A 25,808-nucleotide genomic window follows, 5' to 3' on the forward strand; every position below is an offset into this window, starting at 1 on the left:
ACATTTTGCGTCTCTTCCAGCCCGGCGGGCCCCATTGCCCGCCGGGTCCAGCGCTTCCCTGCAACGCACACAGCAGGACCGACGACGGCCGCGACAAGAGTGATGGAACATTCCTGCTCTAACCAACTGAGCTACCACCCCATCGAAGGGTGGGCGGGACTCGAACCCGCGACCTGGAGCTTCAAAGGCTGTAGTTCCATCGGCATTCGTGGACGCCGGCGGCGAAACCGGAAGCGGCGAGTGCCGCACCCTTCAACTGAAAATATGGCTCCTCCTGCAGCCCGGCGGGCCCCATTGCCCGCCGGGTAACACCCTCCCTGCAACCGGCCTCACACCGCGATCGAGGCGATTCGCTCGACCCAGCGCTTGGCGCCAGCCCCTTCTGCCGCGAACGTGGCCAGCAGGTCGAACACCGCGTCACTGAAGCCGCCGACATGCAGGATGTCGTCGCGCTCGACCGTCTGGCTGGTGGCCACCGGCTGCAGGTCGATGCAGACCATGCGCGCCTGCGGACACCGCGCCTTCAACTCCGCCCAGGCCTGCATGGTCGCCGTCGCCCCGTTGCGCGTATCGCGCCAACTCTCGTTGTCCGACACCAGCACCAGCAGATCCACCGGCGCACGTTGCGCATTCAACTGCAGCAGCGGCGCGCTGACGCTGGTCCCGCCACCGCACAAGGCGGCCAGTTGCTGCGCCTGGGCGATCACATCCTGGCGCTGCCGCAACCGCAGCGACCGCACCTGGGTGTCGAACGGCAACACCGTGGCGCGCGGATTGACTCGCTGCACACAGGCGGCGATCAGCGCGGCGACATCCACGCAGCGCACGCTGCTGCTGGCGCCGCGGCGGAAGCCGGTCACCGGCGCGGCCATCGATCCGGACACGTCCACCGCGACCACCACCTTGCCGTCCAAGCGCGGGACCTGCCGCGTCGCGATCTCCATCGCGTCGCGCAGCGCCTCGCCGATCTGCAGCGGCAACTGGCTGGCCGCGGTGCTGGCCACCAGCAACTGGTATGGAAACACCCGGGCGCGCTGGATCTGCGCCGGATCGCGCAAGCGTGCCGCGACTTTCGCCACCATCGCCGGATCCTCGAACACGCCATGCCGCGCGAAGGTGTTGAGGTTCATGCGCAAGGTCTGCCAGGAGGCGTTCCGGGCCAGCGCCGCCCAATGCGCCGCGGTCAGCGGCAAGGCGGTGTAGTACTGGAACGGCAGCTCCGGCAACGCCCCCGACGGGGCGCGCTTGAACGCCTCGTACGCCTGCAGCATCGCCGGCAGCGCTTCCTCGCGGTACGGCTTGCCGACGACCCACGCGTACAGGGCCTCGCGCTCGGCGTCGGCCGGCTTCGGGTGGACCATGCGGATCACGTCGGCCAGCGAGGGCTGCTGGCCGATCGCTGCCTGCACGATGGTCTGCGCCGGGGCCTGCTGCAGCCACTGCCGCACCAGGCGCTTGGGCCGCGACCCCAGCGACTTGCGCCCGAGTTGTCCGCTGCGCACGATCTGCACGAAGTTGCGCAGCAAGCGGCCGTTGTCGATCACCCGCGGGAAGGCCCGCGCGAACAGATCCGGATCGCGGGTGGTCAGCGTGGCCAACAACAATGCCGGCATGTCCTTCATGTGCGCGACCTGGCGTGCGTAGATCGCGGTCTGCGCGACGAAGGCCGGATCGACTTGCGCGCACAGCCCGAGCACTTGCTGCAGCTGCAGCTCTGCGCCGGCATAGAAGGTGCCGTTCAAGCAGCCGGTGGCCGCGTACAGCGCCAGCGCCGCCTGCGGCGAACGCGCATAGGCGGCGCCGCCCGCGTCGTTGCGCACGGTCGCTGGCGGCAACAGCGCGCCACGCGAGGACGAGAACAAACTGATGTTGACCATGTCAGGCTCCTGGCGGGAAAGGCCCGCGTTGGTGATGACCAGGTATCGCAATGGCCGTGCCAACTTTCCAGGAAACCAATTAAACCATTGATTTAAAAGTAGAAATATTGGAACCAGACCCCATGGGGGCTTGTCCGATACCGGATATTTCTATAATTTAGGCGACGTTCTTATAAGGATGGATATGGACAGGCCACAGGTGGTATTCGGCATGCTCGGCACCCAGCTGGATGCGGGCAGCGGCCCCGGACGCTGGGAGAAGTGGCGCCCGACGGTGGCGCTGGGGATGCACGAGGACTTCCTGCTCAGCCGCCTGGAGCTGCTGACCGACCTGCGCCGCTACCAGAAGCTCGCGCAACTGGTGAGCGAGGACCTGGGCCATGTCTCGCCGGACACGCAGGTGCGGCTGCACGACACCTACCTGGCCGACCCCTGGGACTTCGAAGGGGTCTACGCCACCCTGCACGACTTCTTCGCCGGTTATGCCTTCCGCCCGGACGAAGAGGACTACTACCTGCACATCACCACCGGCAGCCACGTCAGCCAGATCTGCGGCTTCCTGCTGACCGAGAGCCGGCACTTCCCCGGGCGCCTGCTGCAGACCTCGCCGCCGCGCAAGCAGGGCAGCGGCGAGGCCGGCGCTTACACCGTGATCGACCTGGACCTGTCGCGCTACGACCGCATCGCACAACGCTTCCAGCAGCAGCAATTGCAGGACCGCGCGCTGCTGAAAAGCGGCATCGCCACGCGCAATGCGGCGTTCAACCGCATGATCGAACAGATCGAGACCGTGGCCACGCGCTCCAAGGCGCCGATGCTGCTGATGGGCCCGACCGGCGCCGGCAAGAGCCAGCTGGCCAAGCGCGTATTCGAGCTGAAGAAGCTCAAGCACCAACTGCCCGGACGCTTCGTCGAGGTCAACTGCGCCACCCTGCGCGGCGACGGCGCGATGAGCGCGCTGTTCGGCCATACCAAGGGCGCCTACACCGGCGCGGTCAGCGACCGTCCGGGGCTGCTGCGCTCGGCCCACCAGGGCCTGCTGTTCCTCGACGAGATCGGCGAGCTCGGCCTGGACGAGCAGGCCATGCTGCTGCGGGCGCTGGAGGAGAAGCGCTTCCTGCCGGTCGGCAGCGACCGCGAGGTGGAGAGCGACTTCCAGCTGATCGCCGGCACCAACCGCGATCTGCAACAGCACGTCGCCCAAGGCCGGTTCCGCGAGGACCTGCTGGCACGCCTGAACCTGTGGACCTACCACCTGCCCGGCCTGGCCGAACGCCGCGAGGACATCGAGCCGAACCTGGAGTTCGAACTGGAGCGCTGGTCGCGCGAACAGCACCAGCGGGTGACCTTCAATCGCGAGGCGCGCAGCCGCTACCTCGCCTTCGCCACCGGCGCGGAGGCGCGCTGGCACGGCAACTTCCGCGACCTCAGCGCCTCGGTGATGCGCCTGGCGACGCTGGCCAATGCCGGGCGCATCCAGCTCGAGCTGGTGGAGGAGGAAATCGAGCGCCTGCGCCGGCAATGGCACGACGGCACCCCGCCCTCGCCGCTGGATGCGCTGCTCGGCGACGCGGCGGCGCAGCTGGACCGCTTCGACCGCGTGCAACTGGAAGACGTGGCGCGGGTCTGCGCCACCGCCAAGTCGCTGTCGCAGGCCGGGCGCGAACTGTTCGCGGTCTCGCGCACGCAACGTGCCAGCACCAACGACGCCGACCGCCTGCGCAAGTACCTGGCGCGGTTCGGCCTGGACTGGGAACAGGTGCGCGAGGGCGGGCGCGCCGCGCCACGGGACTGAGCGAGACAGCGTACCTGGCCCGGCGATCAGGCCACCACGCTGCGACTGCAGGACCGGAACGGCGCCGCTGACGCGGAACGCGGCCGTCCGACACCGCACTGCCCGCGGCGCAGCAGCGACAACGCCGGCCGCAAGCGCGGGCGACGGCCAGCCCCGGGTCGGACGCCCCATACAACCGGTGCACAGCGCACGGGGCGCCGGCCTGACGCAGCCCCCGCACTGGACGCACCCCAATACAACACTTCCAGGCTCTGCACCCATGCGCTGCAAACCCAGCCCCAGGCCGCTTGCCGATCACGCAATCCCTGCAGTGCAGCATTGCAATGCGCGTATGGTCGCCGCGATTTAATTCATTGGTCTGCCGCCGCGATGGCCGCCTATCCTCGCCGCAGCGCCGGCACCGCCCATCACGTGACGGGAACGCCTGCCGCCGACGACACCGCAATCGCGCAGAGGTACCCACAACATGGCAGGACCGATCGGGCCGACGGCCCCGCTCTCATCTTCCGCGCCGCGCGCCGGGCACGCGCCGTCCCATCGCGCCGCACTGTCGCTGCTCGCCTCGCTGTTCTTCATGTGGGGCTTCATCACCGTCATCAACAACACCTTGCTGCCGCATCTGCGCAGCGTGTTCGCGCTGAGCTATACCCAGGCCACGCTGATCGAGTCGGTCTGGTTCATCGCCTACTTCTTCGCCTCGCTGCCGGCGGCGAAGCTGATCGAGCGAATCGGCTACCAACGCGCGCTGGTGACCGGATTGAGCATCATGGCGCTCGGCGCGCTGGGCATGATCGCGGCCGCGCGCCTGGTCTCCTATGGCATCACCCTCGGCTCGCTGTTCGTGATCGCCAGCGGCATCACCCTGCTGCAGGTCGCGGCCAATCCGTACGTCGCGGTGATCGGCAGCCCGGACACCGCCTCGGCGCGGCTCAACCTGGTGCAGGCGTTCAACTCGGTCGGCACCACCCTGGCGCCGCTGTTCGGCGGCTATCTGATTCTGGGCCGCTCCACCTCCGGCACCGCCAAGGGCGATGCGCTGCTGCTGACCCAGGCCGAACGCCTGGCCGACGCGCAGTCGGTGCAACTGCCCTATCTCATCGTCGCCGCCGCACTCGTGGCGCTGGCCGTGGTCATCGCCCGATTCAAGCTACCGGCGCTCGGCCAGGACACCCGGCGCGCCACACGCCAGCAGCGTGCCAGCCATTCGCTTTGGCGGCACCGCAATCTGATGCTCGGCATCCCCGCCATCTTCATCTATCTGATCGCCGAGATCGGCGTCTCCAACCTTTTCATCAATTTCGTGTCGCAACCGCAGATCGGCAACCTCAGCCACGAACAGGCCTCGCACTACCTGTTTCTGCTGTGGGGCGGGATGATGGTCGGGCGCTTCGCCGGCAGCGCGCTGATGCGCCGCGTCGCACCGGAAACCGTGCTGGCGTTGTTCTCGATCGGCGCATTCGCGGTGATGCTGCTGACCGTGTTCAGCACCGGCCACGTCGCAATGTGGTCGCTGATCGCGGTGGGCCTGTTCCATTCGATCATGTTCCCGACCATCTTCACCCTCGGCATCAAGGGCCTGGGGCCGCTCACCGAGGAGGGTTCCGGCCTGCTGATCATGGCCATCGCCGGCGGCGCGCTGGTGGTGGTGCAGGGCTGGCTCGCCGACCACGTCGGCCTGCAGCATGCCTTCCTGCTCACCGCGGCCTGCGAGCTGTACGTGCTGTTCTATGCGCTGTGGGGCGCGAAGGCGCCGGCGCCGCGCGCGCCATGAGGTGTTGAGGACGTCGTCGCCGGCTCGACGGATGTCCGAAAACGGCCGTTGGTCGGTTTCAGTCGGCCGGCATCGCTGCTCCACGTGCTCGCCGGACCCTCACCCCAACCCCTCTCCCAGTGGGAGAGGGGCTTTTGAATTCCTTCTCCCTTCGGGAGAAGGTGCCCCCGAAGGGGGCGGATGAGGGTACGGGCGAAGCCCGACAACACCTCGATCACAGCACAGAGCGATCAAGCGAGGCGCAAAACCTCAGGTCGCGCGCGCCGCGCGAGGGGCGTCGCCCGCAACCGCGCACTTCGCGCAGAGGCCGTGCACTTCCAGGGTCTGCGCCTGCGGCTGGAAGCCCAGCGCCTTGGCGCGCTGCTCCAGTTGGCTGACCACGTCACGATCTTCCAACTCCACCGCGCTATGGCAGCGGTCGCAGATCAGGAACGGCACCGAGTGCTGGGCGCTGCTCGGGTGGTGGCAGGCGACGAAGGCGTTGACCGACTCGAGCTTGTGCACGAAGCCATTGGCCATCAGGAAGTCCAGCGCGCGATACACGGTGGGCGGGGCGTCGGCGCCCACACCCTTGCCTTCGCGCACCCATTCCAGCAGGTCGTAGGCCTTGACCGGGCGCCCGGCCTCGGCGATCAGCCGCAGCACGTTGGCGCGGATCGGGGTCAGGCGCAGACCGCGCTCGCGGCTCACCCGCTCCACCACCTTGACGAAGTCGGCGGCGTCGTGGACGTGGTGGTGCGGCTCGGTGCAGGCGGTCTTCTTGCTGGACATGACGGTCTCCCGGGAATCAGCTTCCCGCTGGGATCTTGATGAGCGCGGCGTCGATGCGTTTCAAGGCCTCGTCGCGACCGGCCAGGTAGACGGTCTGCGAGATGTCCGGGCTGACCTGGGTACCGGTGATGGCCACGCGCAGCGGCTGCGCCACCTTGCCCATGCCGATCTCCAGGGCGGCGGCGGTGTCGTGCAGGGCGGCGGCGACGCCGTCCAGGCTCCACTGCGGCAGCGCGGCCAGCAGTTCCCGGGCCTTGCCCAGCGCCAGCTCGGCGCCCGGCTTGAAATGCTTGGCCACCGCCGCCTCGTCGTAGCGGGTCAGCGGGCGATACCAGACCTCGGCCTTCTCGGCCATTTCCTTCAGGGTCTGCACGCGCTCGCGCAGCGCCACCACCACCTCGGCCGCGGCTGGGCCGGCGGCCGGGTCGATGCCGAGCTTGCGCAACTGGAATTCCAGCTGCGGCGCGATCGTCGCCGGGTCGTCGCTCTTGAGATAGTGCTGGTTGACCCAGCCGAGCTTGGCCATGTCCAGGCGCGCGGCCTTGGAGTTGACGTCCTTGACGTCGAACAGGTCGATCAGCTCCTGGCGCCCGAACAGCTCCTGGTCGCCGTGCGACCAACCCAGCCGCGCCAGGTAGTTGATCAGCGCATGCGGCAGGTAGCCGGCGTCCTTGTACTGCATCACGTCGGCCGCGCCGGTGCGCTTGGACAGCTTGGCGCCCTGCTCGTCGAGGATCATCGGCATGTGCGCGAACTTCGGCACCGGCGCGCCCAGCGCCTGGTAGATGTTGATCTGCCGCGGGGTGTTGTTGATGTGGTCGTCGCCGCGGATCACCTCGGTGATGCCCATGTCCCAGTCGTCCACCACCACCGCGAAGTTGTAGGTGGGATAGCCGTCGGGACGGAAGATCACCATGTCGTCCAGTTCGCTGTTGGCGATCTCGATGCGGCCCTTGATCAGGTCGTCGAACACCACAACGCCCTCGGTCGGGTTCTTGAAGCGGATCACCCGGTTCGGATCGTCGCGGTGCGGCAGGTTCAGTTCGCGCGCGGCGCCGTTGTAGCGCGGCTTTTCCTGCCGCGCCATCGCCGCCTCGCGCATGGCGTCCAGTTCCTCGCGGGTCTCGTAGGCGTAGTAGGCCTGGCCCTGCGCCAGCAACTGCTCGGCCACCTCGCGATAGCGGTCCAGGCGCCGGGTCTGGTAGATCGGGCCTTCGTCGTAATCCAGGCCCAGCCACTCCATCGCCTCCAGGATCGCGTCGATCGCCGCCTGGGTGCTGCGCTCGCGGTCGGTGTCCTCGATCCGCAGCACGAATTCGCCACCGCGGTGGCGCGCCTCCAGCCAGCAGTACAGCGCAGTGCGCGCGCCGCCGATGTGCAGGTAACCGGTGGGACTGGGGGCGAAACGGGTACGGCAGGCCATGGAACGCTCGAAACGACGGGAATCGGGCGATTTTACCTTGCTGGGGCGGCGCCTGCCTGGCGCCGCGGGATTGGGGATTGGGGATTCGGGATTGGTGCAAGCAGCATTACTGCCCAGGGACAGGGCCTGGCGTGCCTGAGTGGACTGCCGACGACAAAAGATCTTTCCCTACGCGAAGCGGCTCAATTCCGCTCGCACCACCGCCGGAGACAGCTGGCCGCGCCAGTCGCGGTCGTTGGCCACCTGGGCGTGGGCGCGGCTGGCTTCGAAGGCGGCGAAATCCAGCTCGGCGATCGCCCAGACCTGCTCGCCGCGGGTCTGCGCGACGATGCCGTCGGCGGGGAAGCCGGCGTCCATCGGCGCATACAGCGTCGCCTCGCCGGTGTTCACGTCCAGCGCCGGGCTCCACTCGGCGACGCCGGCGGTCACCGACTGGGCAACGAAGATGCGGTTCTCCAGCGCCCGCGCCAGGCAGCCCACGCGCACGCGGGTGGCGCCGGCTTCGGTGTCGGTGCAACTGGGCACCACCAGCAGGCGGGCGCCGGCCTCGTACTGGGCGCGGACCGGCAGCGGGAACTCGCTGTCGTAGCAGACCGCCACGCCGGCGCGCACGCCGTCGGCCTCGAACACCTTCAGCGCATCGCCGCCGTCGATCAACCCCGTAGCCTTTTCGAAGCCGGTCAGCTGCAGCTTGTCCTGCCAGCCATGGCCACCATCGGGGGTGAACCAGTACGCGCGATTGCGATAGCGCCCCTGACCGACATCGAGCAGGAAGCTGCCGGCGACCACGTGCAGGCGATGGCGCCGCGCCAGGTCGGCGAACAACGCCAGGTACGGCGCATGCAGCGCCTGGATCGCGGCGAGCGAGGCCGGCAGCCGCGCGGACACGGCCGGGCCGAAGGTCGCGGCCAGTTCCAGCGACAGGTACTCGGGCAGCACCGCCAGTTGCGCGCCGGCCTGTGCGGCCTCGCCGAGCAACGCCGCCTGCTTGTCGGCGAAGGCGGCGAAATCGGCGGGCGCGCCGATCGGATACTTGGCGACGGCGACTTTCATGCGGCAGGCTCCAGCGCGCGGGTCCAGAAACCCAGGGTATGCGGCGTTTGGCCGCGGTCGACCTCGTTCCACGGCAGGTGCATGCGCAGCGCCGGCTGCGGCTGGTAGCCGCGCTTGCGCCAGAACGCGTCGTTGCCGTGGTAGTCCGGCGGCCGTCGCGGGTCGTCGGGCGCGCGCTCCACCGAACAGAACGCGGTCAGGTGGAAGCGACCGAGCGCGCGCGCATGCGCCTCGCGCTGGTCGAAGAAGGCATGGCCGATCCCGCGGCCGCGGTACTGCGGCAACAACACCGACTCGCCGAAATAGAACACCTCGGCCGGGGCGATGCCGCTGCCGGCGAAGGCCACGGCGAATGCCTCGGTGTCGTCGACCAGCGGCAGCCCGGTGGACGCGCCGACTACCTGCTCGCCGTCGCGCGCCAGTACGAACACGCTGTCTGGCGAGGCGGCATAGGCGGCCAGGTAGTCGCGTTCGTAGTCCAGGTCGCCGTCGTAGAGGTACGGCCAATCGCGGAACACCGCGATGCGCAGCTGCGCGACCGCGTCCAGGAACGGCACGATCCCGGCGCCGCGCAGGCGCTGAATGGAGAGCGGAGAGTGCATCCGTGCACTCTACCGCAAGCGTTTCCCTGGCGCTGCCTGCCTGGCGATGCCCTTGCACATGCGTCCTTGCCGCTTCCCTGCATGGGCGTCCTGCCCGTCCCGTGATGCAAGCGCTTGCTTGCGCTGCCTGCCTGGGCGATAGCCCTTGCGTGCGTCCTTGCCGCTTCCCTGCGTGGGCGTCCTGCCCGTCCTGTGAACGGTGGCGACGTCCTGCCACCACCTGTGTTGCTTTCGGCGATGATCGATGGCCATCCGACCCCGACGTCGCGGCCATCGACGTGGGTGCCCTACCTCAGCGCCACCACCGGCACAGCAGTGCGGCCTGCGCAGGCAGCAGCAGCAAGCGCGCGCGGCCCTGCGCTTCCCAGGTCACGAAGGCCGACGCGGACGCACGGGTGACGTCTTCCGCGTTCGCGGCACAGGCCGGATCGCGGCGTACCGCGCGCCACGGGCAGTAGCACCACGGCGCAGCGTCGCCAGGCAAGGCCGCACGCGCCTGCAATGCGCTGGCCAGGAACGTCGCCGCGTCGCCGGCCAGGGCGGCGCGGCTGCGTTCGCTCAGGCGCAACCACAGGGCGCCGCCACGGTCGGCAGCGGTGACCAGTGCGGCCTGCGCGCTGCGCGCCAGGCTCGCCGGCAGGTTGCCGTGATGCAGGCCATGGGTCTCCAGCGCTGCAGGCAACAGCGCCTGCAGGCGACGATGCAGATGACGGTGCGCGACCATGTCGGTTCTCCTTCCGACGGCTCAGCGCAGCGACGCGCCGAGTTCGTACCAGTCGATCCGGCGGGTGATCCACATGATCGCGCCGAGGATGCCGAACAGCAGCAGCGAGCCCATCAGCAAGGCGTTGTCCTCCGAGGCCAGCAGGCCGTACAGCGCGCCGTACAACACGGTAAGCATGGTGGCGAAGCCGGCCGCGCGCAGGCGGCTGCGCAACACCCCGGACAGGTAGAAGAACTGCAGCCCGATACAGGCCACCGCCGACACCAGATACGCCTGCCAGAACGGAATGTGCTCGGACAGGCTGAGCAGCAGCAGGAAGAAGATCGCCAGCGCCAGGCCGACCAGCAGGTACTGCAGCGGGTGGATCGGCAGGCGCTTGATCAGCTCGAACAGGCCGAAGGCCACGAAGGTCAGCACCACGAACAGCAGGCCGTATTTGCTGGCGCGCTCGGCCTGGGTGTACACGTCCACCGGGTCGACCAGGTCCACGCGCAACGCATCGAGGTCCTGTCCGCCGGAGGCCAGCTGCGCCTGCGCGCCGGTGGCCAGCGACGACAGCGCCCAGTTCGCCTGGAAGCCCTGCGCGCCGATGCGGCGTTCGTTGGGCAGGAAGCGGCCGCCGAACAACGGATGCGGCCACGGCGAGTTCAACGCGATCTGATTGTCGTCGCCGACCGGCACGATCGACAGCGCCTGGGTGCCGTCGAGCACGAACTCCATCTGCACGTCGTGCAGATTGGTGAGCCGCCCCTGCTGCGGATCGGCCAGCGCGGGAAGCACCGCGTGCACGCCCTTGGAGATATTGGCCAGCCCCTCCGAGCCCGGCTGCAGCGACAGTGCGCGGCCGTCGGCGCGCAGGTTCGGCGTGCCGACCAGGCCGCGCACGTCCTGCAGGCCGATCGCCAGATACGGCGTGCCATAGCGGCGGCGGTCGGCGGCGGCGTAATCGAGATCGTCGAACTCGGCCTTGAGCCGCGCATGCCAGCTGTAGACCTGCACCTTGAACAGGCCGATGTGGCGCTGCGAGGGCTTCAGCTCGCCTTCGACCAGCAGCCGCCGTGGCGCCTGCAGCACGTAGCCGGTCTCGGTCTGGCGCTGGCTCACGCGTTTGCCGTCGGCATCGAGGACCATCACGTCGCGTTCCTGGGTCCACGGGATCACCCGCAGCGGGCCGAGCAGGCGCTGTTCGCCGGCCTTGCTCTGCGACACCCGCTCCACCGCTTCGTCGCGGTAGTGCTGGCGATCTTGCACGGTGCCGCGAATCATCAGCAGCGGGATCAGCAACAACAGGATCAATCCACCGATGGTGGCGAATCGCAGGAGCAGTTTCACGGATTTCATGGCGGCCTCTCGATTGGGAGGGCGCCAGGATGCTGCCGCTGCGTGGGCAGGGTTTGAGGCGAATTTGAAGTGAGTGTGAAGTGGGGGGATTGGGGATTGGGGATTGGGGATTGGGTATTGGGGAATCGGGAATCGGGAATCGGCAACCGGCAACCGGCATGCTGTCGACGCGGCTTGCCCTACTGTAGGAGCGGCTTCAGCCGCGAAGGGCTCTACCGGGAACGCCCCGTCGCGGCTGAAGCCGCTCCTACACGAGCGCTCTCCGGCTCAGGCCAGCGGCAGCGCCAGGCAGGCCACCGCGCCGCCGCCGTCGCGGTTGCGCAGGCTGGCGTCACCGCCGTGCAAGCGCGCCACCTCACGCACGAACGGCAGGCCCAGACCGGAGCTGCGCTGGCCGGTGGCCGGGCGCGCCAGCGAATAGAAGCGCTCGAACACACGCTCCAGCGCATAGTCCGGAACACCCGGGCCGTGATCCTCCACCGTCAGCAGCACGCGCGCATCGGCGCCGCGCTCGGCACGCAACACGATGGCCGCGCCCTCCGGCGAGAAGGCGATGGCGTTGTCGAGCAGGTTGTGCAGCGCCTGGCGCAGCAGGTAGGGATCGCCCGACACCACCAGGGCCGGGTCCAGCGCCTGCACCTCCAACCGCAGCCCGCGCGCCTGCAGCTGCGGCGCCAATGCTTCGGCCAGTTCGGCGCACAGCGGCACCAGCGCCACCGGCTCGCGCCGCTGCAGCCAGCCGTGCTGCTCCACCTCGGCCAACGCCAGCAGCTTGTCGATGGTCTCGGTGAGGCGCTGCTGCTGATCGGCGATGTTGCGCACGAAACGCTGCCGTTCCGGTTCCGGCAGCGGCTCCTGCAGCAGTTCCGCAGCGCCGCGGATCGCCGCCAGCGGGCTTTTCATCTCGTGGGTCAGCGACTGCACGTACTGCTCGACGTACTGCTTGCCCTCCAGCTTGCGACGCATGGTCTCCAGCGCCCGGCCGAGATCGCCGATCTCGTCGCGGCGCGGCGGCGGCGGCGGTACCGGGGCACCGGCGCTGACCGCCTGCGCGTAGCGGTTGAGCCGGCCGATCCCGCGCAGCAGGCCCCAGGTCATCAGGATCCCGATCAGCGCGGAGATGCCGATCAGCCAGGCGCCGCGCAACAGGATGCTGCGCTGGCTGGCGACGATGAACGGCTCGATGCTGCGATTGGCCTGGGACAGGGTCAGCACGCCGATCAGCCGCCGCGGATCGGCCGGATCGTAGACCGGCGCGGCCACGTGCATCACCGTGTGGTTGGGGTCGCCGTCGGCCTCGGGACTGGAGCGGGCGCCGTACTCGCCGCGTAGGGTGCGGTACACGTCGTTCCAGCGCGAGTTGTCGCGGCCGATGTCCTGCCCGCGCGAATCGAACACCACGATGCCCGCCGCATCGGTGAGGGTGACGCGGTAGTCGATGCTGTGCTTGGGGAAGCGCCAGACCATCGCCCGCGGATCGCGCCGTTGCGCAGCGGCCAGATCGCGGGCGAAACGGCCGCTGGCGATCCGCCTGTCCTTCAGATCCTGCGCGGCCATCTGCGCCAGCACGTTGGCCGCGTCCACCAGGGTCGATTCCATCGCCTGGCGCACGCCTGGCTTGACCTCGTTGACGAACACCCGCATCACGAAGAACGCGGCCACGCCGACGATCAGGAAGAAGCCCAGGAACAGCTTCAGCCCCAGCCGCACCTCAGGCCTCCAGCGCGTAGCCGAGGCCGCGGTGGGTGCGGATCGGGTCGTGGCTGGCGCCGGCTGCGCGCAGCTTGGCGCGCAAGGTCTTGATGTGGGTGTCGACGGTGCGGTCGGCGCTGTCGGCGCTGCTGTCCCAGCCGCGGTCCATCAGTTGCGCGCGGCTGAGAATGGCGCCGGGCCGCTGCAGCAGCGCCGCCAGCAGCGCGTACTCGTAGCGGGTCAGGTCCAGCACCGCGCCGCGCCAGCGGATGCGGCGGCCGTCGCGGTCGATGGCGAAATCGCCGTGCTGCTGCCAGCCCGCGTCGGTATCGCCGACCGCCACCGCCGGACGCCGCAGCCGCGCCCGCACCCGCGCGACCAGCTCGCGCGGCGAGAACGGCTTGGCCATGTAGTCGTCGGCGCCCAGTTCCAGGCCGAGCACGCGGTCGATCTCCTCGTTGCGCGCGGTCAGGAACAGCACCGGCACCTGGCTGAAGCCGCGCAGCGTGCGGCACACCTCGAACCCGCTCAGGTCCGGCAGGCCGACGTCCAGCACCACCACGTCGATCCCGCCCTCGCGGAGCTGCACCAGCGCCTCGCGCCCGAGTTGGCAGTGGCGCACCTGGTAGCCCTCGCTGCGCAACGCGTACAGCACGGTGTCGGCGATGGCGGATTCATCCTCGACCACGAGGACACAGGCGGCGGGCGTGGCAGCGGCAGGCGTGGACATGCCGCGCAGCATAGCCGCAGCCGGGCGCGCCGCGCAGCGGGCACGGCACGCCGGCCGCGCCGGATCAGCGCAGGAAGCGCACTTCGTCGACGTCGACCTCGATGGAACGCAGGTCCTTGTCAACCTCGCCCAGCAGTTCGACCTCGGCCTTGTCGTCGAACGGGCGCCCGGCCGGCAGCCGATGCGCGTCGATCTCCACCTTCATGCTGCCGCTGGCGTCGCGGAAGGTGTAGCGGTCGCCGCCGTCATGGGAAACGATGCGCCCGCGCAGCACCACATGCTGGTCGTCCTTGCCGTGGTCGAGCAGTTGCTTCACCGTGGTCGCCTGCACGCTGCTGGGACCGGTGTACTGGGCCGCGGCCTGGCCACTGGCCAGCGTTGCGAGGGCGAGGACGGCGAGCGTGGGAAGAAGGGGCTTGCGCATGGGGGATGCTCCGTGTGATGCGCGATACGCAGTGGGACCGTCGCCACGCCTTGCACTGGCAATGCTCGTCCAACGCCCCCGGCTGGCCCGCCCCGCGCGCACCGCCGATCGCCCTGCCTCGGTCCCAGCGGATCGCACCGCCGCGGCAATGCCAGGACGTGGCCGGCTGGCGTGGCGCCCCGTACACTGCGCGGATGAATTACCGCCACGCCTTCCATGCCGGCAACCATGCCGATGTCCTCAAGCACGTCGTGCTGCTGGCGCTGCTCGATGCGTTCAAGCGCAAGGACACCCCGTTCTTCGTGCTCGATACCCACGCCGGGCGCGGCCGCTATCTGTTCACCGCCAACGAAGCGCGCAAGACCGGCGAGGCGGTGGCCGGCGTGCTGCGGCTGATGGGCCAGCCGACCCTGCCCGAGGTGGTGGAGCGCTATCTGCGCGCGGTGCAGGCCGACAATCCGGTCGGCGCCCTGGTCGCCTACCCCGGCTCGCCGCTGCTGGTGGCGCAGGCGCTGCGTGTGCAGGACCGCTTGGCCGCCTGCGAACTGCAGCCCGAGGAAGCCGTCGAACTCAAGGCGCTGTTCGCCCACGACCGCCGCGTGCAGGTGCATGCCGGCGACGGCTATGCGGCGATCAAGGCGTTCCTGCCGCCGAAGTCCGGGGCCGCCAGGATCGGGCGCGGGCTGGTGCTGATCGACCCGCCCTACGAGGCGCAGGACGCCGAGTACCCGCTGATCGTGGCCGCGCTGCGCGAGACCCTGAGCCGCTGGCCGCAGGCGGTGTGCGCGGTGTGGTACCCGATCAAGCAGCGCCGCAGCCTGCAGCCGTTCTTCCGCAAGGCCGCGGCCTTGCCGGTGGCGTCGGCACTGGTCGCCGAACTGCAGGTGCGCCCGGACGATTCGCCGCTGCGGCTCAACGGCAGCGGCATGTTGCTGCTCAATCCGCCCTGGCAGTTCGAGCAGGCGCTGGCGCAGGCGCTGCCGCCGCTGAAGGCGCATCTGGGCGAAGCCGGCGCCAGCACGCGCCTGGAGTGGCTCAAGCGCGAGACGTGAAGTGCCGGGACACGGCGACGGCGCGCAGTACCTCTCGCGCATGGCGCACGTGCGCGCTCAAAAGCAATCCCAGTGATAAGCCACACGGCTGAAATCGCCGCGCCGCAAGTCGTCCGGATCGATGAAGAAATTGGCGACGCCGGTGTCGCCCCACATCATCTCCTCGTCGCTGTCCAACTGCAGCAGCAGGACCTGCCGGTCCTGCCGCGTGCGCGGGTCTTCCTGGGTGAACTCCGGGTAGCCACCGAGCTTGTGTCCGCCCCGGCTCAGCGCATCGAACAGCGCATCGTCCACCGCATCCTGCGCCACCGCGTGGCGGCTGGCGTACGCAGCGGCAATCTCCTCCAGCGGCGTTCCCAGCACCTGCTCGAACCGCACATCGCTGCTGCCGATGGTTTCCTCACCCGCGTCGAACTGCATCGCCCGCGGCCGCGCCGGATCGAACGGCAGCGTGTCGGCGGCCGGCAACGGCACCTGCACCTGCCGCGCCGAGGCTTCCAACCGCGGCCAGTACACCACGCGGAAATTGCGTTGCACGCTCAGCGCGTCCAGGTCGCTGCGCGCGTCGCCGAAGTTGGCGCCATAGAAATCGTCGCCGCCGATGAAGAACTGCAGCATGCCCTGGCGTGGGTAGCCGGGCAGCGGCGGCACGCGCGCCAGATCGATCTGCGCCAGCAGCGCCAGCGGCTGGCCATCGGCCGCGTGCGGATAGGGCTTGTCGCCGGTCCAGTAGGGGCGCCCGCCGACCTTGCTGACCAGGCGATCGTCCTGCGCCATCGGCTGCAAATGCAGCTGCAGCATCGGCCGACGCGTGGCCTGCAGGCGCGCCTGGTACGGGGCCAACGCCTGTGCCGCCAGCTGCTCCGCATCGGCAGGGGAGGCAGAGGCGGCGGTGGCGGTCGTCGGCGTGTGGCTGCGCTGCGCGCGCAGCGCCCACCAGCCGCCACCCAGCAGCAGCAACACCAGCAGCACAGCCAGTCCCAGCCCGATCGCCGCCGACACGGCGACGGCATGCGAAGTCTTCATCGTCGTGCATTCCCTTGGACGAAGCGCCACTGTAGCAAGGCCACCGCAACCGCACACGCGCAGGACGCTGCGTTCACGGGCGCGGGTGTCGGCTAATGCGAGAATCCAGGCTTCGTCGAGGATCATACGGCCATGGCTACCCGCAACCGCATGCCTCCGTGGCATGAAACCTTCACCCTGCCCAGTGGGCGCGAATTGTTGATCCGGCCGATCCGGCCGGAAGACAGCGCGCCGCTGCAGGGCGCCTTCGGCCTGCTCGGGCCAACCGAGATCCGCGAGCGCTTCCTGCATTCGATGCAGGAGTTGACCGAGGAAATGGCGCAACGGCTCACCCACCCCAATCCGAAATCGGAACTGATCCTGGTCGCGGCCGAGCCGTTGCCGCCGGGCGAGGCCGTGGTCGGCGCGGTGGCGCGCGCGGCGATCAACCCCGGCACCCGCGAGGCGCAGTACGCGATCCTGGTCAGCAGCTTCGTCTCCGGCCAGGGCCTGGGCCGGCAGTTGATGCGCAAGCTGGTCAAGTGGGCGCGCCGCAAGTACCTGGACCGGCTCTACGGCGACGTGCTCGAACGCAACGTGCCGATGCTGCAACTGGCCGAGTCGCTGGGCTTCCAGCGCATGCCGCATCCGGACAATCCGGATCTGGTGCGGGTGGTGCTGGAACTGGGCAGCTGAAAGCTCGGGACCCGGGACCCGGGACCCGGAAAAGCCAGAGCTCCGCAGGCAGCTTTAGTTCCTGCTCTTCCGGGTCCCGGGTCCCGACCTTGCTAAACTAGTTCGTCCATGCCGCCCCTCTCCTTCCCCGTTCCGCCGCTGCCCAGATCCGGCCAGCTCCGCGCGCACTGGCGCGCTCCCGCGTCCTCCACCGCATTGGCCTGGCACATCGCCTGCGCCGCGGCCGCGCATCGCGGTCCGTTGCTGGTGGTCGCCCGCGACAACCAGAGCGCGCATCAGCTCGAAGCCGACCTGCACAGCCTGATCGGCGACGATCCCGGCCTGCCGGTGGTGCCGTTCCCGGATTGGGAAACCCTGCCCTACGACCAGTTCAGTCCGCACCCGGACATCGTCAGCCAGCGCCTGGCGGCGCTGCACCGGCTGCCGACATTGACCCAGGGCATCGTGGTGGTGCCGGTGCAGACGCTGATGCAGCGGGTGGCGCCACTGCGCTACATCGTCGGCGGCAGTTTCGACCTGCGCGTGGGCCAGCGCCTGGACCTGGATGCGGAGAAGCGGCGACTGGAAAGTGCCGGCTACCGCAACGTGCCGCAGGTGATGGACCCGGGCGATTTCGCCGTGCGCGGCGGCCTGCTCGACGTGTACCCGATGGGCACCGAGGCGCCGCTGCGGATCGAGCTGCTGGACGAGGACATCGACTCGATCCGCGCCTTCGATCCCGAATCGCAGCGCTCGCTGGACCATGTGCAGGCGGTGCACATGCTGCCCGGACGCGAGGTGCCGATGGACGACGTCAGCGTGGAGCGGGTGTTGACCGCGCTGCGCGAGCGCTTCGACGTCGACACCCGGCGCAGTGCGCTGTACCAGGACCTGAAGGCCGGCCTGGCGCCGTCGGGCATCGAGTACTACCTGCCGCTGTTCTTCCAGGACAGCCGCGGCAGCAGCGCGCGCGAGACCACCGCTACCTTGTTCGATTATCTGGGCGAGCACGTGTTGCCGCTGATCGCGCCGGGCGTGGGCGCCGCCGCCGATGCGTTCTGGGCGCAGACCCAGGCCCGCTACGAGCAGCGCCGCCACGACGTGGAGCGCCCGCTGCTGGCCCCGGAAGAGCTGTACCAGGCACCCGACGTGTTGCGCGAACGCCTCAACGGGTTGCCGCGTATCGACGTGTGGGCCGCCGACCATCCGCGCATCGACGAGGCGCAGGCGCTGGGCGACCAGCCGCTGCCGCCGCTGCCGGTGGCGGCCAAGGACGCTGCGCCGGGTGCGGCGCTGAAGAGTTTTCTCGACCACTATCCGGGCCGGGTGCTGATCGCCGCCGATTCGCCCGGCCGGCGCGAGGCGCTGCTGGAAGTGTTGGCCGCCGCGGAGTTGAAGCCCGAGGTGCTGCCGAACTTCTCGGCATTCCTCCCTTCTCCCACCGGGAGAAGGTGGCGCGAAGCGCCGGATGAGGGTACGGCGCGCGCGCGGTCGGGAACGAAGAAGGCGGGTTCTTCGGCAACGTCCACGGCTGCGCAGACGAACTCCACTAGCGGTCGTACCCTCACCCCAACCCCTCTCCCGGAGGGAGAGGGGCTTTCTGCTGCACGTTTCGCCATTGCCGTTGCGCCGCTGGACGACGGCTTTGCGCTGGAGGCGCCGCGCATTGCGGTGCTGACCGAGCGCCAGTTGTTCCCCGAGCGCGCCAGCCAGCCGCGGCGCAGCCGCCGGGTCGGGCGCGAGCCCGAAGCGATCATCCGCGACCTGGGCGAGCTGTCCGAGGGCGCGCCGATCGTGCACGAAGATCATGGCGTCGGCCGCTACCGCGGGCTGATCGTGCTCGATGCCGGCGGCATGCCCGGCGAGTTCCTGGAAATCGAATACGCCAAGGGCGACCGCCTGTACGTGCCGGTCGCGCAGTTGCACCTGATCAGCCGCTACTCCGGCGCCTCGGCCGAAACCGCGCCGCTGCATTCGCTAGGTGGCGAGCAATGGACCAAGGCCAAGCGCAAGGCCGCCGAGAAGGTGCGCGACGTCGCAGCCGAACTTCTGGAGATCCAGGCGCGCCGCCAGGCCCGTGCCGGGCTGGCGCTGCAGGTGGACCGCGCGATGTACGAGCCGTTCGCCGCCGGCTTCCCGTTCGAGGAAACCCCCGACCAGTTGGCCGCGATCGACGCCACCCTGCGCGACCTGGCCAGCAGCCAGCCGATGGACCGCGTGGTCTGCGGCGACGTCGGCTTCGGCAAGACCGAGGTCGCGGTGCGCGCGGCCTTCGCCGCGGCCAGCGCCGGCAAGCAGGTGGCGGTGCTGGTGCCGACCACGCTGCTGGCCGAACAGCACTACCGCAACTTCCGCGACCGCTTCGCCGACTATCCGCTCAGGGTCGAGGTGCTGTCGCGCTTCAAGAGCAGCAAGGAGATCAAGGCCGAACTGGAGAAGGTCGCCAGCGGCGGCATCGACGTGATCGTCGGCACCCATCGCCTGCTGCAGCCGGACGTGAAGTTCAAGGACCTGGGCCTGGTCATCGTCGACGAGGAGCAGCGCTTCGGCGTGCGCCAGAAGGAAGCGCTGAAGGCGCTGCGCGCCAACGTGCATCTGCTGACCCTGACCGCCACGCCGATCCCGCGCACCTTGAACATGGCCATGGCCGGCCTGCGCGACCTGTCGATCATCGCCACCCCGCCGCCGAACCGGCTGGCGGTGCAGACCTTCGTCACCCAGTGGGACAACGCGCTGCTGCGCGAAGCCTTCCAGCGCGAACTGGCGCGCGGCGGCCAGCTGTACTTCCTGCACAACGACGTGGAGAGCATCGGCCGCATGCAGCGTGAACTGAGCGAGCTGGTGCCGGAGGCGCGCATCGGCATCGCCCACGGGCAGATGCCCGAGCGCGAGCTGGAAAAGGTGATGCTGGATTTCCAGAAGCAGCGCTTCAACGTGCTGCTGTCGACCACGATCATCGAATCGGGCATCGACATCCCCAACGCAAACACCATCGTCATCAACCGCGCCGACCGCTTCGGGCTGGCGCAGTTGCACCAGTTGCGCGGCCGCGTCGGCCGCTCGCACCACCGCGCCTATGCCTATCTGCTGGTGCCGGACCGGCGCAGCATCACCCCCGATGCGCAGAAGCGCCTGGACGCCATCGCCTCGATGGACGAACTGGGTGCCGGCTTCACCCTGGCCACGCACGACCTGGAGATCCGCGGTGCCGGCGAACTGCTCGGCGAGGACCAGAGCGGGCAGATGGCCGAGGTCGGCTTCAGCCTGTACACCGAACTGCTGGAACGCGCGGTGCGCAGCATCCGCCAGGGCAAGCTGCCGGACCTGGACGCCGGCGAGGAAGCGCGCGGTGCCGAGGTGGAACTGCATGTGCCTGCGCTGATCCCCGACGATTACCTGCCCGACGTGCACACGCGCCTGACCCTGTACAAGCGCATTTCCAGCGCCCGCGACAGCGACGGTTTGCGCGAACTGCAGGTGGAGATGATCGACCGCTTCGGCCTGCTGCCGGATCCGGTGAAGCACCTGTTCGCGATCGCCGAGCTGAAGCTGCAGGCCAACGCGCTGGGCATCCGCAAGCTGGAACTGGGCGAACACGGCGGGCGCCTGGTGTTCGAGGCCAAGCCCAACGTGGATCCGATGACCATCATCCAGATGATCCAGAAGCAGCCCAAGCTGTACGCGATGGATGGCCCGGACAAGCTGAAGCTCAAGCTGCCGCTGCCGGAAGCGGCCGATCGCTTCAACGCCGCGCGCGGCCTGCTGACCGCGCTGTCGCCACGCTGAGCGACGCGGGCAATCCTGCCCGCGTCTGCGCGCACGCCACCGTGGGCTTATGTCCACGGTCGCCCACTCGTCCCGTCCTGACAAGCCGCCGCCACACGCGGTGGCGTAAGGCGCGCGCCTACCCTCGCTGACCACCCCACGCAACCGGGTCTTCATGTGAAGACGGCCGTTGCGCCTGCGTGTCGCGCAGCTTTTTGACGCCTTCACACGCTGCCGCGATTGGCACGGCACGTGCAACGACTTGGGAACCTGCCCCAATCGGCACGGTTATGGGATGCGCGTCCTGGCATGGATCTGAACCACTCAGGCCCGTGTCCGGCATGCGAGACAAATGCGTCACTCAACCTAAATATTTCCTGACCGCGCCGATATCGCTGGTACCGAAGCCTACACATGCCCTTCACGGCGTGCCGCCGGCTTTCCATTTGCCCTACTGCCGGAGACCCGCCATGCGTTCGACGCCCCCCGATGAACAGGATTCGCCGCTGCAGTTGAGCGTGGACGGCGACATGACCATCCGCCGCGCGGCCGAACTGAAGCCGCTGCTGCTGCCCGCGCTGGAGCATCCCGGCGGCCTACGCCTGCAGTTGCAGGCGGTGGCCGACATCGACGCCACCGGCGTGCAGTTGCTGCTGGCCACCCAGGCCGCGCTGCGCGCCCTGGGGCGACCCTTGCAGCTGGAGGGCTGCAGCAAGGCGGTCGGCGACGCGCTGGACCTGCTCGGCCTGGGCGACGCGTTCGAGCGCGTCGGCGACGACACTCTTCACTAATCGGCAGCACGACATGAACATGGATCAATTGCTGCAGACCTTCATCGCCGAGAGCCGCGACCTGCTCGAGGACATGGAACGCAATCTGCTGGAAGCCGAGCGCGGCGAAGCCGGTCCCGACGCGGTCAACGCGATCTTCCGGGGCGCCCACACCATCAAGGGCTCCGGCGGCCTGTTCGACCTGGCGCAGCTGGTCGGCTTCACCCACGTGGTGGAGAGCGTGCTGGACCTGGTGCGCGAGCACGCCGTCGCGCTGGATTCGGACTTGATCCAATTGATGCTGGCCTGCTGCGACCACATCCGCGCGCTGGTGGAAGCCGCCGCCGGCGCCGAGGCCGACGAAGCCACGCTGGCCGCCGAGGGCGCGCCGCTGCTGGAACGGCTGCAGACCTACCTGCAACCTGCCGCTGCGCCGGCCGCCACGACGGGCGCCGCCACGGCAACGCCGGCAGTGCCGGCCGCGCCCGCGCATACCGGCTACTGGCGGATCTCGCTGCAGCTGTTCGCCGATGCGCTGCGCTTCGGCAATTCGCCGCTGCACCTGATCCGCTGCCTGCGCAGCCTGGGCACGCTGGAAGCGGTGCGCACCCACCACGAGCGCGTGCCGGCGCTGCCGGAGCTGGATCCGGAGGCCTGCTACCTGGGCTTCGACATCCTGTTGCGCAGCGACGCGCAGCAGGCCGCGATCGAGGACATCTTCGAATTCGTGCGCGACGACTGCGACCTGCAGGTGCTGGCGGTGGAGCCGAACGGCGATGCCGCCAACCTGGATCTGCCGCTGCTGGTGGCCGAAGCCGGCAGCCAGGCCAGCGCCGACGATTTCGCCGGATTCGAGAGCGCCAGCGCCCCGGTGGAGGCGCCAGTTGCGGCCGCAGCGGCCATGGCCGGCGCGCCGGCCGCGGCAGCGCCCACCGCTGCCAGCGCCGGCACGGCCAAGGCCGCGGGCGCACGCGGCGAAGGCGGCTCGATCCGCGTCGACGCCGACAAGCTCGACCGCATGATCGACCTGGTCGGCGAATTGATCATCGCCGTCGCCAGCACCGGCGCCAACGCGCAGCGCACCGGCGATGCGCAGTTGCTGGAATCCACCTCGATCCTCGCCGGGCTGGTCGAGGAAGTGCGCGAAAGCGCGCTGCAACTGCGCATGGTCAAGATCGGCGGCACCTTCAGCCGCTTCCACCGCGTGGTCCACGACGTCGCCCGCGAACTGGGCAAGGACATCGTGCTGGTGGTCAACGGCGAGGACACCGAGCTGGACAAGTCGGTGGTGGAGAAGATCGCCGATCCGCTGACCCACCTGGTGCGCAACGCCATGGACCACGGCATCGAACCGGCCGAGGTGCGCCAGGCGCGCGGCAAGCCGGTGCGCGGCACGGTGCGGCTCAACGCCTTCCACGATTCCGGCAGCATCGTCATCCAGATCAGCGACGACGGCGGCGGCCTCAACCGCGACCGCATCCTGGCCAAGGCGCTGGAACGCGGCCTGATCGAACCCGGCCGTCTGCTCTCCGACCGCGAAGTGTTCGCGCTGATCTTCGAGCCGGGCTTCTCCACCGCCGAAAAGGTCACCAACCTGTCCGGCCGCGGCGTCGGCATGGACGTGGTCAAGCGCAACATCGCCGCGCTGCGCGGCAGCGTGGACATCAGCAGCCAGCAGGACGTCGGCACCACCATCTCGGTGCGGCTGCCGCTGACCCTGGCAATCATCAACGGCTTCCAGGTCGGGGTCGGCAAGTCGGTGTTCGTGGTGCCGCTGGACGTGGTCGAGGAATGCGTGGAGTTCGCGCCGAACTACCAGAGCGAGTACATCGACCTGCGCGGCAACGTACTGCCCTACGTGCGCCTGCGTTCGCTGTTCGCCATCGCCGGCGCGCCGCCGGCGCGCGAGAGCATCGTGGTGATCCGCCAGGGCGCGCAGCGTTTCGGCCTGGTGGTCGACACCCTGCTCGGCGAGTGGCAGACCGTGATCAAGCCGCTCTCCAAGGTCTTCGCCCAGGTCAAGGGCATCAGCGGCTCCAGCATCCTCGGCAGCGGCGGAGTCGCGCTGATCCTGGACGTGCCGTCGCTGCTCGGTCAGTTGCAACCCGGCACCGAATCGCTGGCGGCCTGAGCCGCCGCCATGCCCGCCATCATCCCTCTGCCGTACCCTCTTTCAGGAATCGCAGTCATGTCCCAGAACCGGACGCGCCTTATCACACTACCGACGGCCGCCATCGCCGCCGTCGTCCTGCCCGCCGCCGCGGCCGTCGCAGCGGTGGCGCTGCCGCTGAGCGGCGCCCTTGCATGGACCCTGATCGCCGTGGCCACGCTGGTCGCCGCCGCGCTGCTTGGCCGCGGCGTACGCGCGGCACAGCACGCAGCCGCCGCCGCGCAGCGCGAACTGGAGCTGGCCCGCACCGGCCTGCAGGCGCTGGCGCAGGGCGAACTGGACCGCGTGGACGCGGTGGCCGGCGGCAGCGAGATCGGCCAGGCCCTGCTCGCCGCGCGACAGCCGCTGCGGCAACTGCAGGCCGACATCGCCCACATGACCAGCGCGCACGCCGCCGGCGACTGCGACGTGATGCTGGATGCGGCGCAGGCCAGCGGCGCCTACCGGACCGTGGCCGGCGACCTCAACCAACTGGTCGGCGCCCACATCGGCGTGTGCAAGCAGGCGATCGACTGCGTGGGCGAATTCGGCCGCGGCAACTTCGCCGCGCCGCTGGCCGCGTTCCCGGGCAAGAAGGCCTACATCAACGACACCATCGAGCAGGTGCGGCGCAACATGCTCGGCCTGATCGCCGAGATGCGCCGCGTCTCCGAGCAGCACGAAGCCGGCGAGATCGACGCCAGCATCGACAGCGCGCACTTCCAGGGCGACTTCCGCAGCATGGCCGACGGCATCAACGGCATGGTCGGCAGCCACATCGCGGTGAAGAAACAGGCGTTGGGCGTGGTCGCCGAGTTCGGCCGCGGCAATTTCGACGCGGGCATGCCGCAGCTGCCCGGCAAGAAGGCCTTCATCAACGAGACCCTCGAGCAGGTGCGCGGCAACTTCAAGCGCCTGATCGGCGAGATCGCGCGCATGTCCGAGGAGCACGACCGGGGCGAGATCGACGTGCAGATCGACTGCGCGCACCTGGACGGACAGTTCTGCGCCATCGGCAAGGCCATCAACCGCATGGTCGCCGCGCACATCGCGGTCAAGAAGCAGGCGCTGGGCGTGGTCGCCGAGTTCGGCCGCGGCAACTTCGACGCGCCGATGCCGCAACTGCCCGGCAAGAAGGCGTTCATCAACGAGATCATCGAGCAGACCCGCGGCAATCTGCGCAGCGTCGGCGACGTGATCAAGGTGATGGGCGCGATGGCCGAGGGCGATCTCAGCCGCCAGGTGCAGGGGCACTACGAGGGCGCCTTCGCCGACATGCAGCGCTATGTCAACGCCACCATCGACAAGCTCACCGGCATCGTCAACGAGGTCAACGGCAACGCCGTCACCCTGGCCAGCGCCGCCGAGGAACTGTCGGCGACCGCGCAGTCGCTGAGTCAGGCGGCCAGCGAACAGGCCGCCGGCGTGGAGGAGACCAGCGCCTCGCTGGAGCAGATGACCGGCTCGATCGCGCAGAACGCGGAAAACGCCAAGATCACCGACGGCATGGCCAGCAAGGCCTCGCGCGAGGCCGCCGAGAGCGGCGAGGCGGTGCGTGCCACCGTCTCCGCGATGAAGGAGATCGCACGCAAGATCAGCATCATCGACGACATCGCCTACCAGACCAACCTGCTGGCGCTGAACGCGGCGATCGAAGCGGCGCGTGCCGGCGAACACGGCAAGGGTTTCGCCGTGGTCGCCGCGGAAGTGCGCAAGCTGGCCGAACGCAGCCAAGTGGCGGCGCAGGAGATCGGCCAGGTCGCCGGCACCAGCGTGAACCTGGCCGAGACCACCGGGCGCCTGCTCGGCGAGATGGAGCCGTCGATCCGTCGCACCTCCGACCTGGTGCAGGAAATCACCGCCGCCTCCGAGGAACAGAGCACCGGCGTGGGCCAGATCAACGCCGCGGTGGTTCAGCTCAGCCAGACAACACAGCAATCTGCTGCCAACGCTGAAGAATTGGCCGCCACGGCCGAAGAAATGAGTAGCCAGGCCGAACAGTTGCAAACGCTCATGAGTTTCTTCACCACCGGCACCACCACCACTGCGGCGCAGGCCTCGCAACCGCGACGTCTGCCGACGCCGATGCAGCGCGCGCCCCGCTCGCGCAGCTTCGGCGGCCCCGCTGCCACGGCCCAGGCCGCACGTTTGGAAGAAGCCGCGTTCGTCTCGTTCTGACCCTCTCCGCA

General features: G+C 69.2%; 19 protein-coding genes. 8 read left to right on the forward strand and 11 right to left on the reverse strand.

What is annotated here, in order from left to right; all coding sequences use genetic code 11:
* Positions 1-329: 329 nt before the first annotated feature.
* Entirely contained in the window at positions 330-1,877 is a 1,548-nt protein-coding gene (locus QN245_RS13220; protein WP_317843389.1) for a VWA domain-containing protein, read from the reverse strand.
* Between the two features lie 184 nt (positions 1,878-2,061).
* Between QN245_RS13220 and rtcR the strand changes: the two genes are divergently transcribed.
* Both rtcR and QN245_RS13230 read left to right on the forward strand, forming a co-directional pair.
* The gene (gene rtcR, locus QN245_RS13225) at positions 2,062-3,672 is read left to right on the forward strand and encodes an RNA repair transcriptional activator RtcR (RefSeq protein ID WP_317843390.1); all 1,611 of its coding nucleotides are present in this window, start codon (positions 2,062-2,064) and stop codon (positions 3,670-3,672) included.
* Between the two features lie 466 nt (positions 3,673-4,138).
* Positions 4,139-5,443, forward strand: coding sequence for a sugar MFS transporter (locus QN245_RS13230; protein WP_184448652.1), 1,305 nt, complete (start codon positions 4,139-4,141; stop codon positions 5,441-5,443).
* 249 nt (positions 5,444-5,692) lie between these two features.
* Here the strand turns inward: QN245_RS13230 and QN245_RS13235 are convergent, their stop codons facing one another.
* The 9 genes from QN245_RS13235 to QN245_RS13275 form a co-directional block, all read right to left on the reverse strand.
* Complete coding sequence (locus tag QN245_RS13235; protein ID WP_160969642.1) at positions 5,693-6,214, reverse strand: transcriptional repressor; 522 nt, start codon at positions 6,212-6,214, stop codon at positions 5,693-5,695.
* A gap of 16 nt (positions 6,215-6,230) precedes the next feature.
* A complete protein-coding gene (gene gltX, locus QN245_RS13240) occupies positions 6,231-7,637 on the reverse strand; it encodes a glutamate--tRNA ligase (protein ID WP_317843391.1) in 1,407 nt (468 codons plus the stop codon).
* 168 nt (positions 7,638-7,805) lie between these two features.
* Positions 7,806-8,690 (reverse strand): carbon-nitrogen hydrolase family protein, encoded by an 885-nt coding sequence (locus tag QN245_RS13245; protein WP_317843392.1) that lies wholly within the window; start codon positions 8,688-8,690, stop codon positions 7,806-7,808.
* The gene (locus QN245_RS13250; RefSeq protein WP_317843393.1) at positions 8,687-9,292 is read right to left on the reverse strand and encodes a GNAT family N-acetyltransferase; all 606 of its coding nucleotides are present in this window, start codon (positions 9,290-9,292) and stop codon (positions 8,687-8,689) included. The genes QN245_RS13245 and QN245_RS13250 overlap by 4 nt, the downstream gene beginning before the upstream one ends.
* A 292-nt stretch (positions 9,293-9,584) precedes the next feature.
* Entirely contained in the window at positions 9,585-10,016 is a 432-nt protein-coding gene (locus QN245_RS13255; RefSeq protein ID WP_317843394.1) for a hypothetical protein, read from the reverse strand.
* A gap of 21 nt (positions 10,017-10,037) precedes the next feature.
* Positions 10,038-11,357 (reverse strand): cell envelope integrity protein CreD, encoded by a 1,320-nt coding sequence (gene creD / locus QN245_RS13260; RefSeq protein ID WP_317843395.1) that lies wholly within the window; start codon positions 11,355-11,357, stop codon positions 10,038-10,040.
* Between the two features lie 267 nt (positions 11,358-11,624).
* A complete protein-coding gene (gene creC, locus QN245_RS13265) occupies positions 11,625-13,067 on the reverse strand; it encodes a two-component system sensor histidine kinase CreC (RefSeq protein WP_317843396.1) in 1,443 nt (480 codons plus the stop codon).
* Between the two features lies 1 nt (position 13,068).
* A complete protein-coding gene (gene creB, locus QN245_RS13270) occupies positions 13,069-13,791 on the reverse strand; it encodes a two-component system response regulator CreB (RefSeq protein ID WP_317843397.1) in 723 nt (240 codons plus the stop codon).
* A 52-nt stretch (positions 13,792-13,843) separates the two neighbouring features.
* Positions 13,844-14,203, reverse strand: a complete 360-nt coding sequence (locus QN245_RS13275; protein WP_160970091.1) for a YgiW/YdeI family stress tolerance OB fold protein — start codon at positions 14,201-14,203, stop codon at positions 13,844-13,846.
* 194 nt (positions 14,204-14,397) lie between these two features.
* Between QN245_RS13275 and QN245_RS13280 the strand changes: the two genes are divergently transcribed.
* Positions 14,398-15,255 carry a 23S rRNA (adenine(2030)-N(6))-methyltransferase RlmJ gene (locus tag QN245_RS13280; RefSeq protein ID WP_317843398.1) on the forward strand — a complete coding sequence of 286 codons (858 nt, stop codon included), beginning with the start codon at positions 14,398-14,400 and terminating at the stop codon, positions 15,253-15,255.
* 57 nt (positions 15,256-15,312) lie between these two features.
* Here the strand turns inward: QN245_RS13280 and QN245_RS13285 are convergent, their stop codons facing one another.
* On the reverse strand, positions 15,313-16,281 hold the full coding sequence (locus tag QN245_RS13285) for a YwqG family protein (RefSeq protein WP_317843399.1): 969 nt from the start codon (positions 16,279-16,281) through the stop codon (positions 15,313-15,315).
* 132 nt (positions 16,282-16,413) lie between these two features.
* Between QN245_RS13285 and QN245_RS13290 the strand changes: the two genes are divergently transcribed.
* The 5 genes from QN245_RS13290 to QN245_RS13315 all read left to right on the forward strand — a co-directional run bounded on the left by QN245_RS13290 (position 16,414) and on the right by QN245_RS13315 (position 25,797).
* Complete coding sequence (locus tag QN245_RS13290; protein ID WP_184643510.1) at positions 16,414-16,956, forward strand: GNAT family N-acetyltransferase; 543 nt, start codon at positions 16,414-16,416, stop codon at positions 16,954-16,956.
* A 468-nt stretch (positions 16,957-17,424) separates the two neighbouring features.
* Positions 17,425-20,721 (forward strand): transcription-repair coupling factor, encoded by a 3,297-nt coding sequence (gene mfd, locus QN245_RS13300; RefSeq protein ID WP_486684768.1) that lies wholly within the window; start codon positions 17,425-17,427, stop codon positions 20,719-20,721.
* 449 nt (positions 20,722-21,170) lie between these two features.
* Positions 21,171-21,491 (forward strand): STAS domain-containing protein, encoded by a 321-nt coding sequence (locus QN245_RS13305; protein ID WP_184448663.1) that lies wholly within the window; start codon positions 21,171-21,173, stop codon positions 21,489-21,491.
* A gap of 13 nt (positions 21,492-21,504) precedes the next feature.
* Positions 21,505-23,601, forward strand: coding sequence for a chemotaxis protein CheA (locus tag QN245_RS13310; RefSeq protein WP_317843400.1), 2,097 nt, complete (start codon positions 21,505-21,507; stop codon positions 23,599-23,601).
* Positions 23,602-23,658: 57 nt separating this feature from the next.
* Positions 23,659-25,797, forward strand: coding sequence for a methyl-accepting chemotaxis protein (locus QN245_RS13315; protein ID WP_184448665.1), 2,139 nt, complete (start codon positions 23,659-23,661; stop codon positions 25,795-25,797).
* Positions 25,798-25,808 lie beyond the last annotated feature (11 nt).

The organism is Xanthomonas rydalmerensis (assembly GCF_033170385.1).
Classification (GTDB): Bacteria; Pseudomonadota; Gammaproteobacteria; order Xanthomonadales; family Xanthomonadaceae; genus Xanthomonas_A; species Xanthomonas_A rydalmerensis.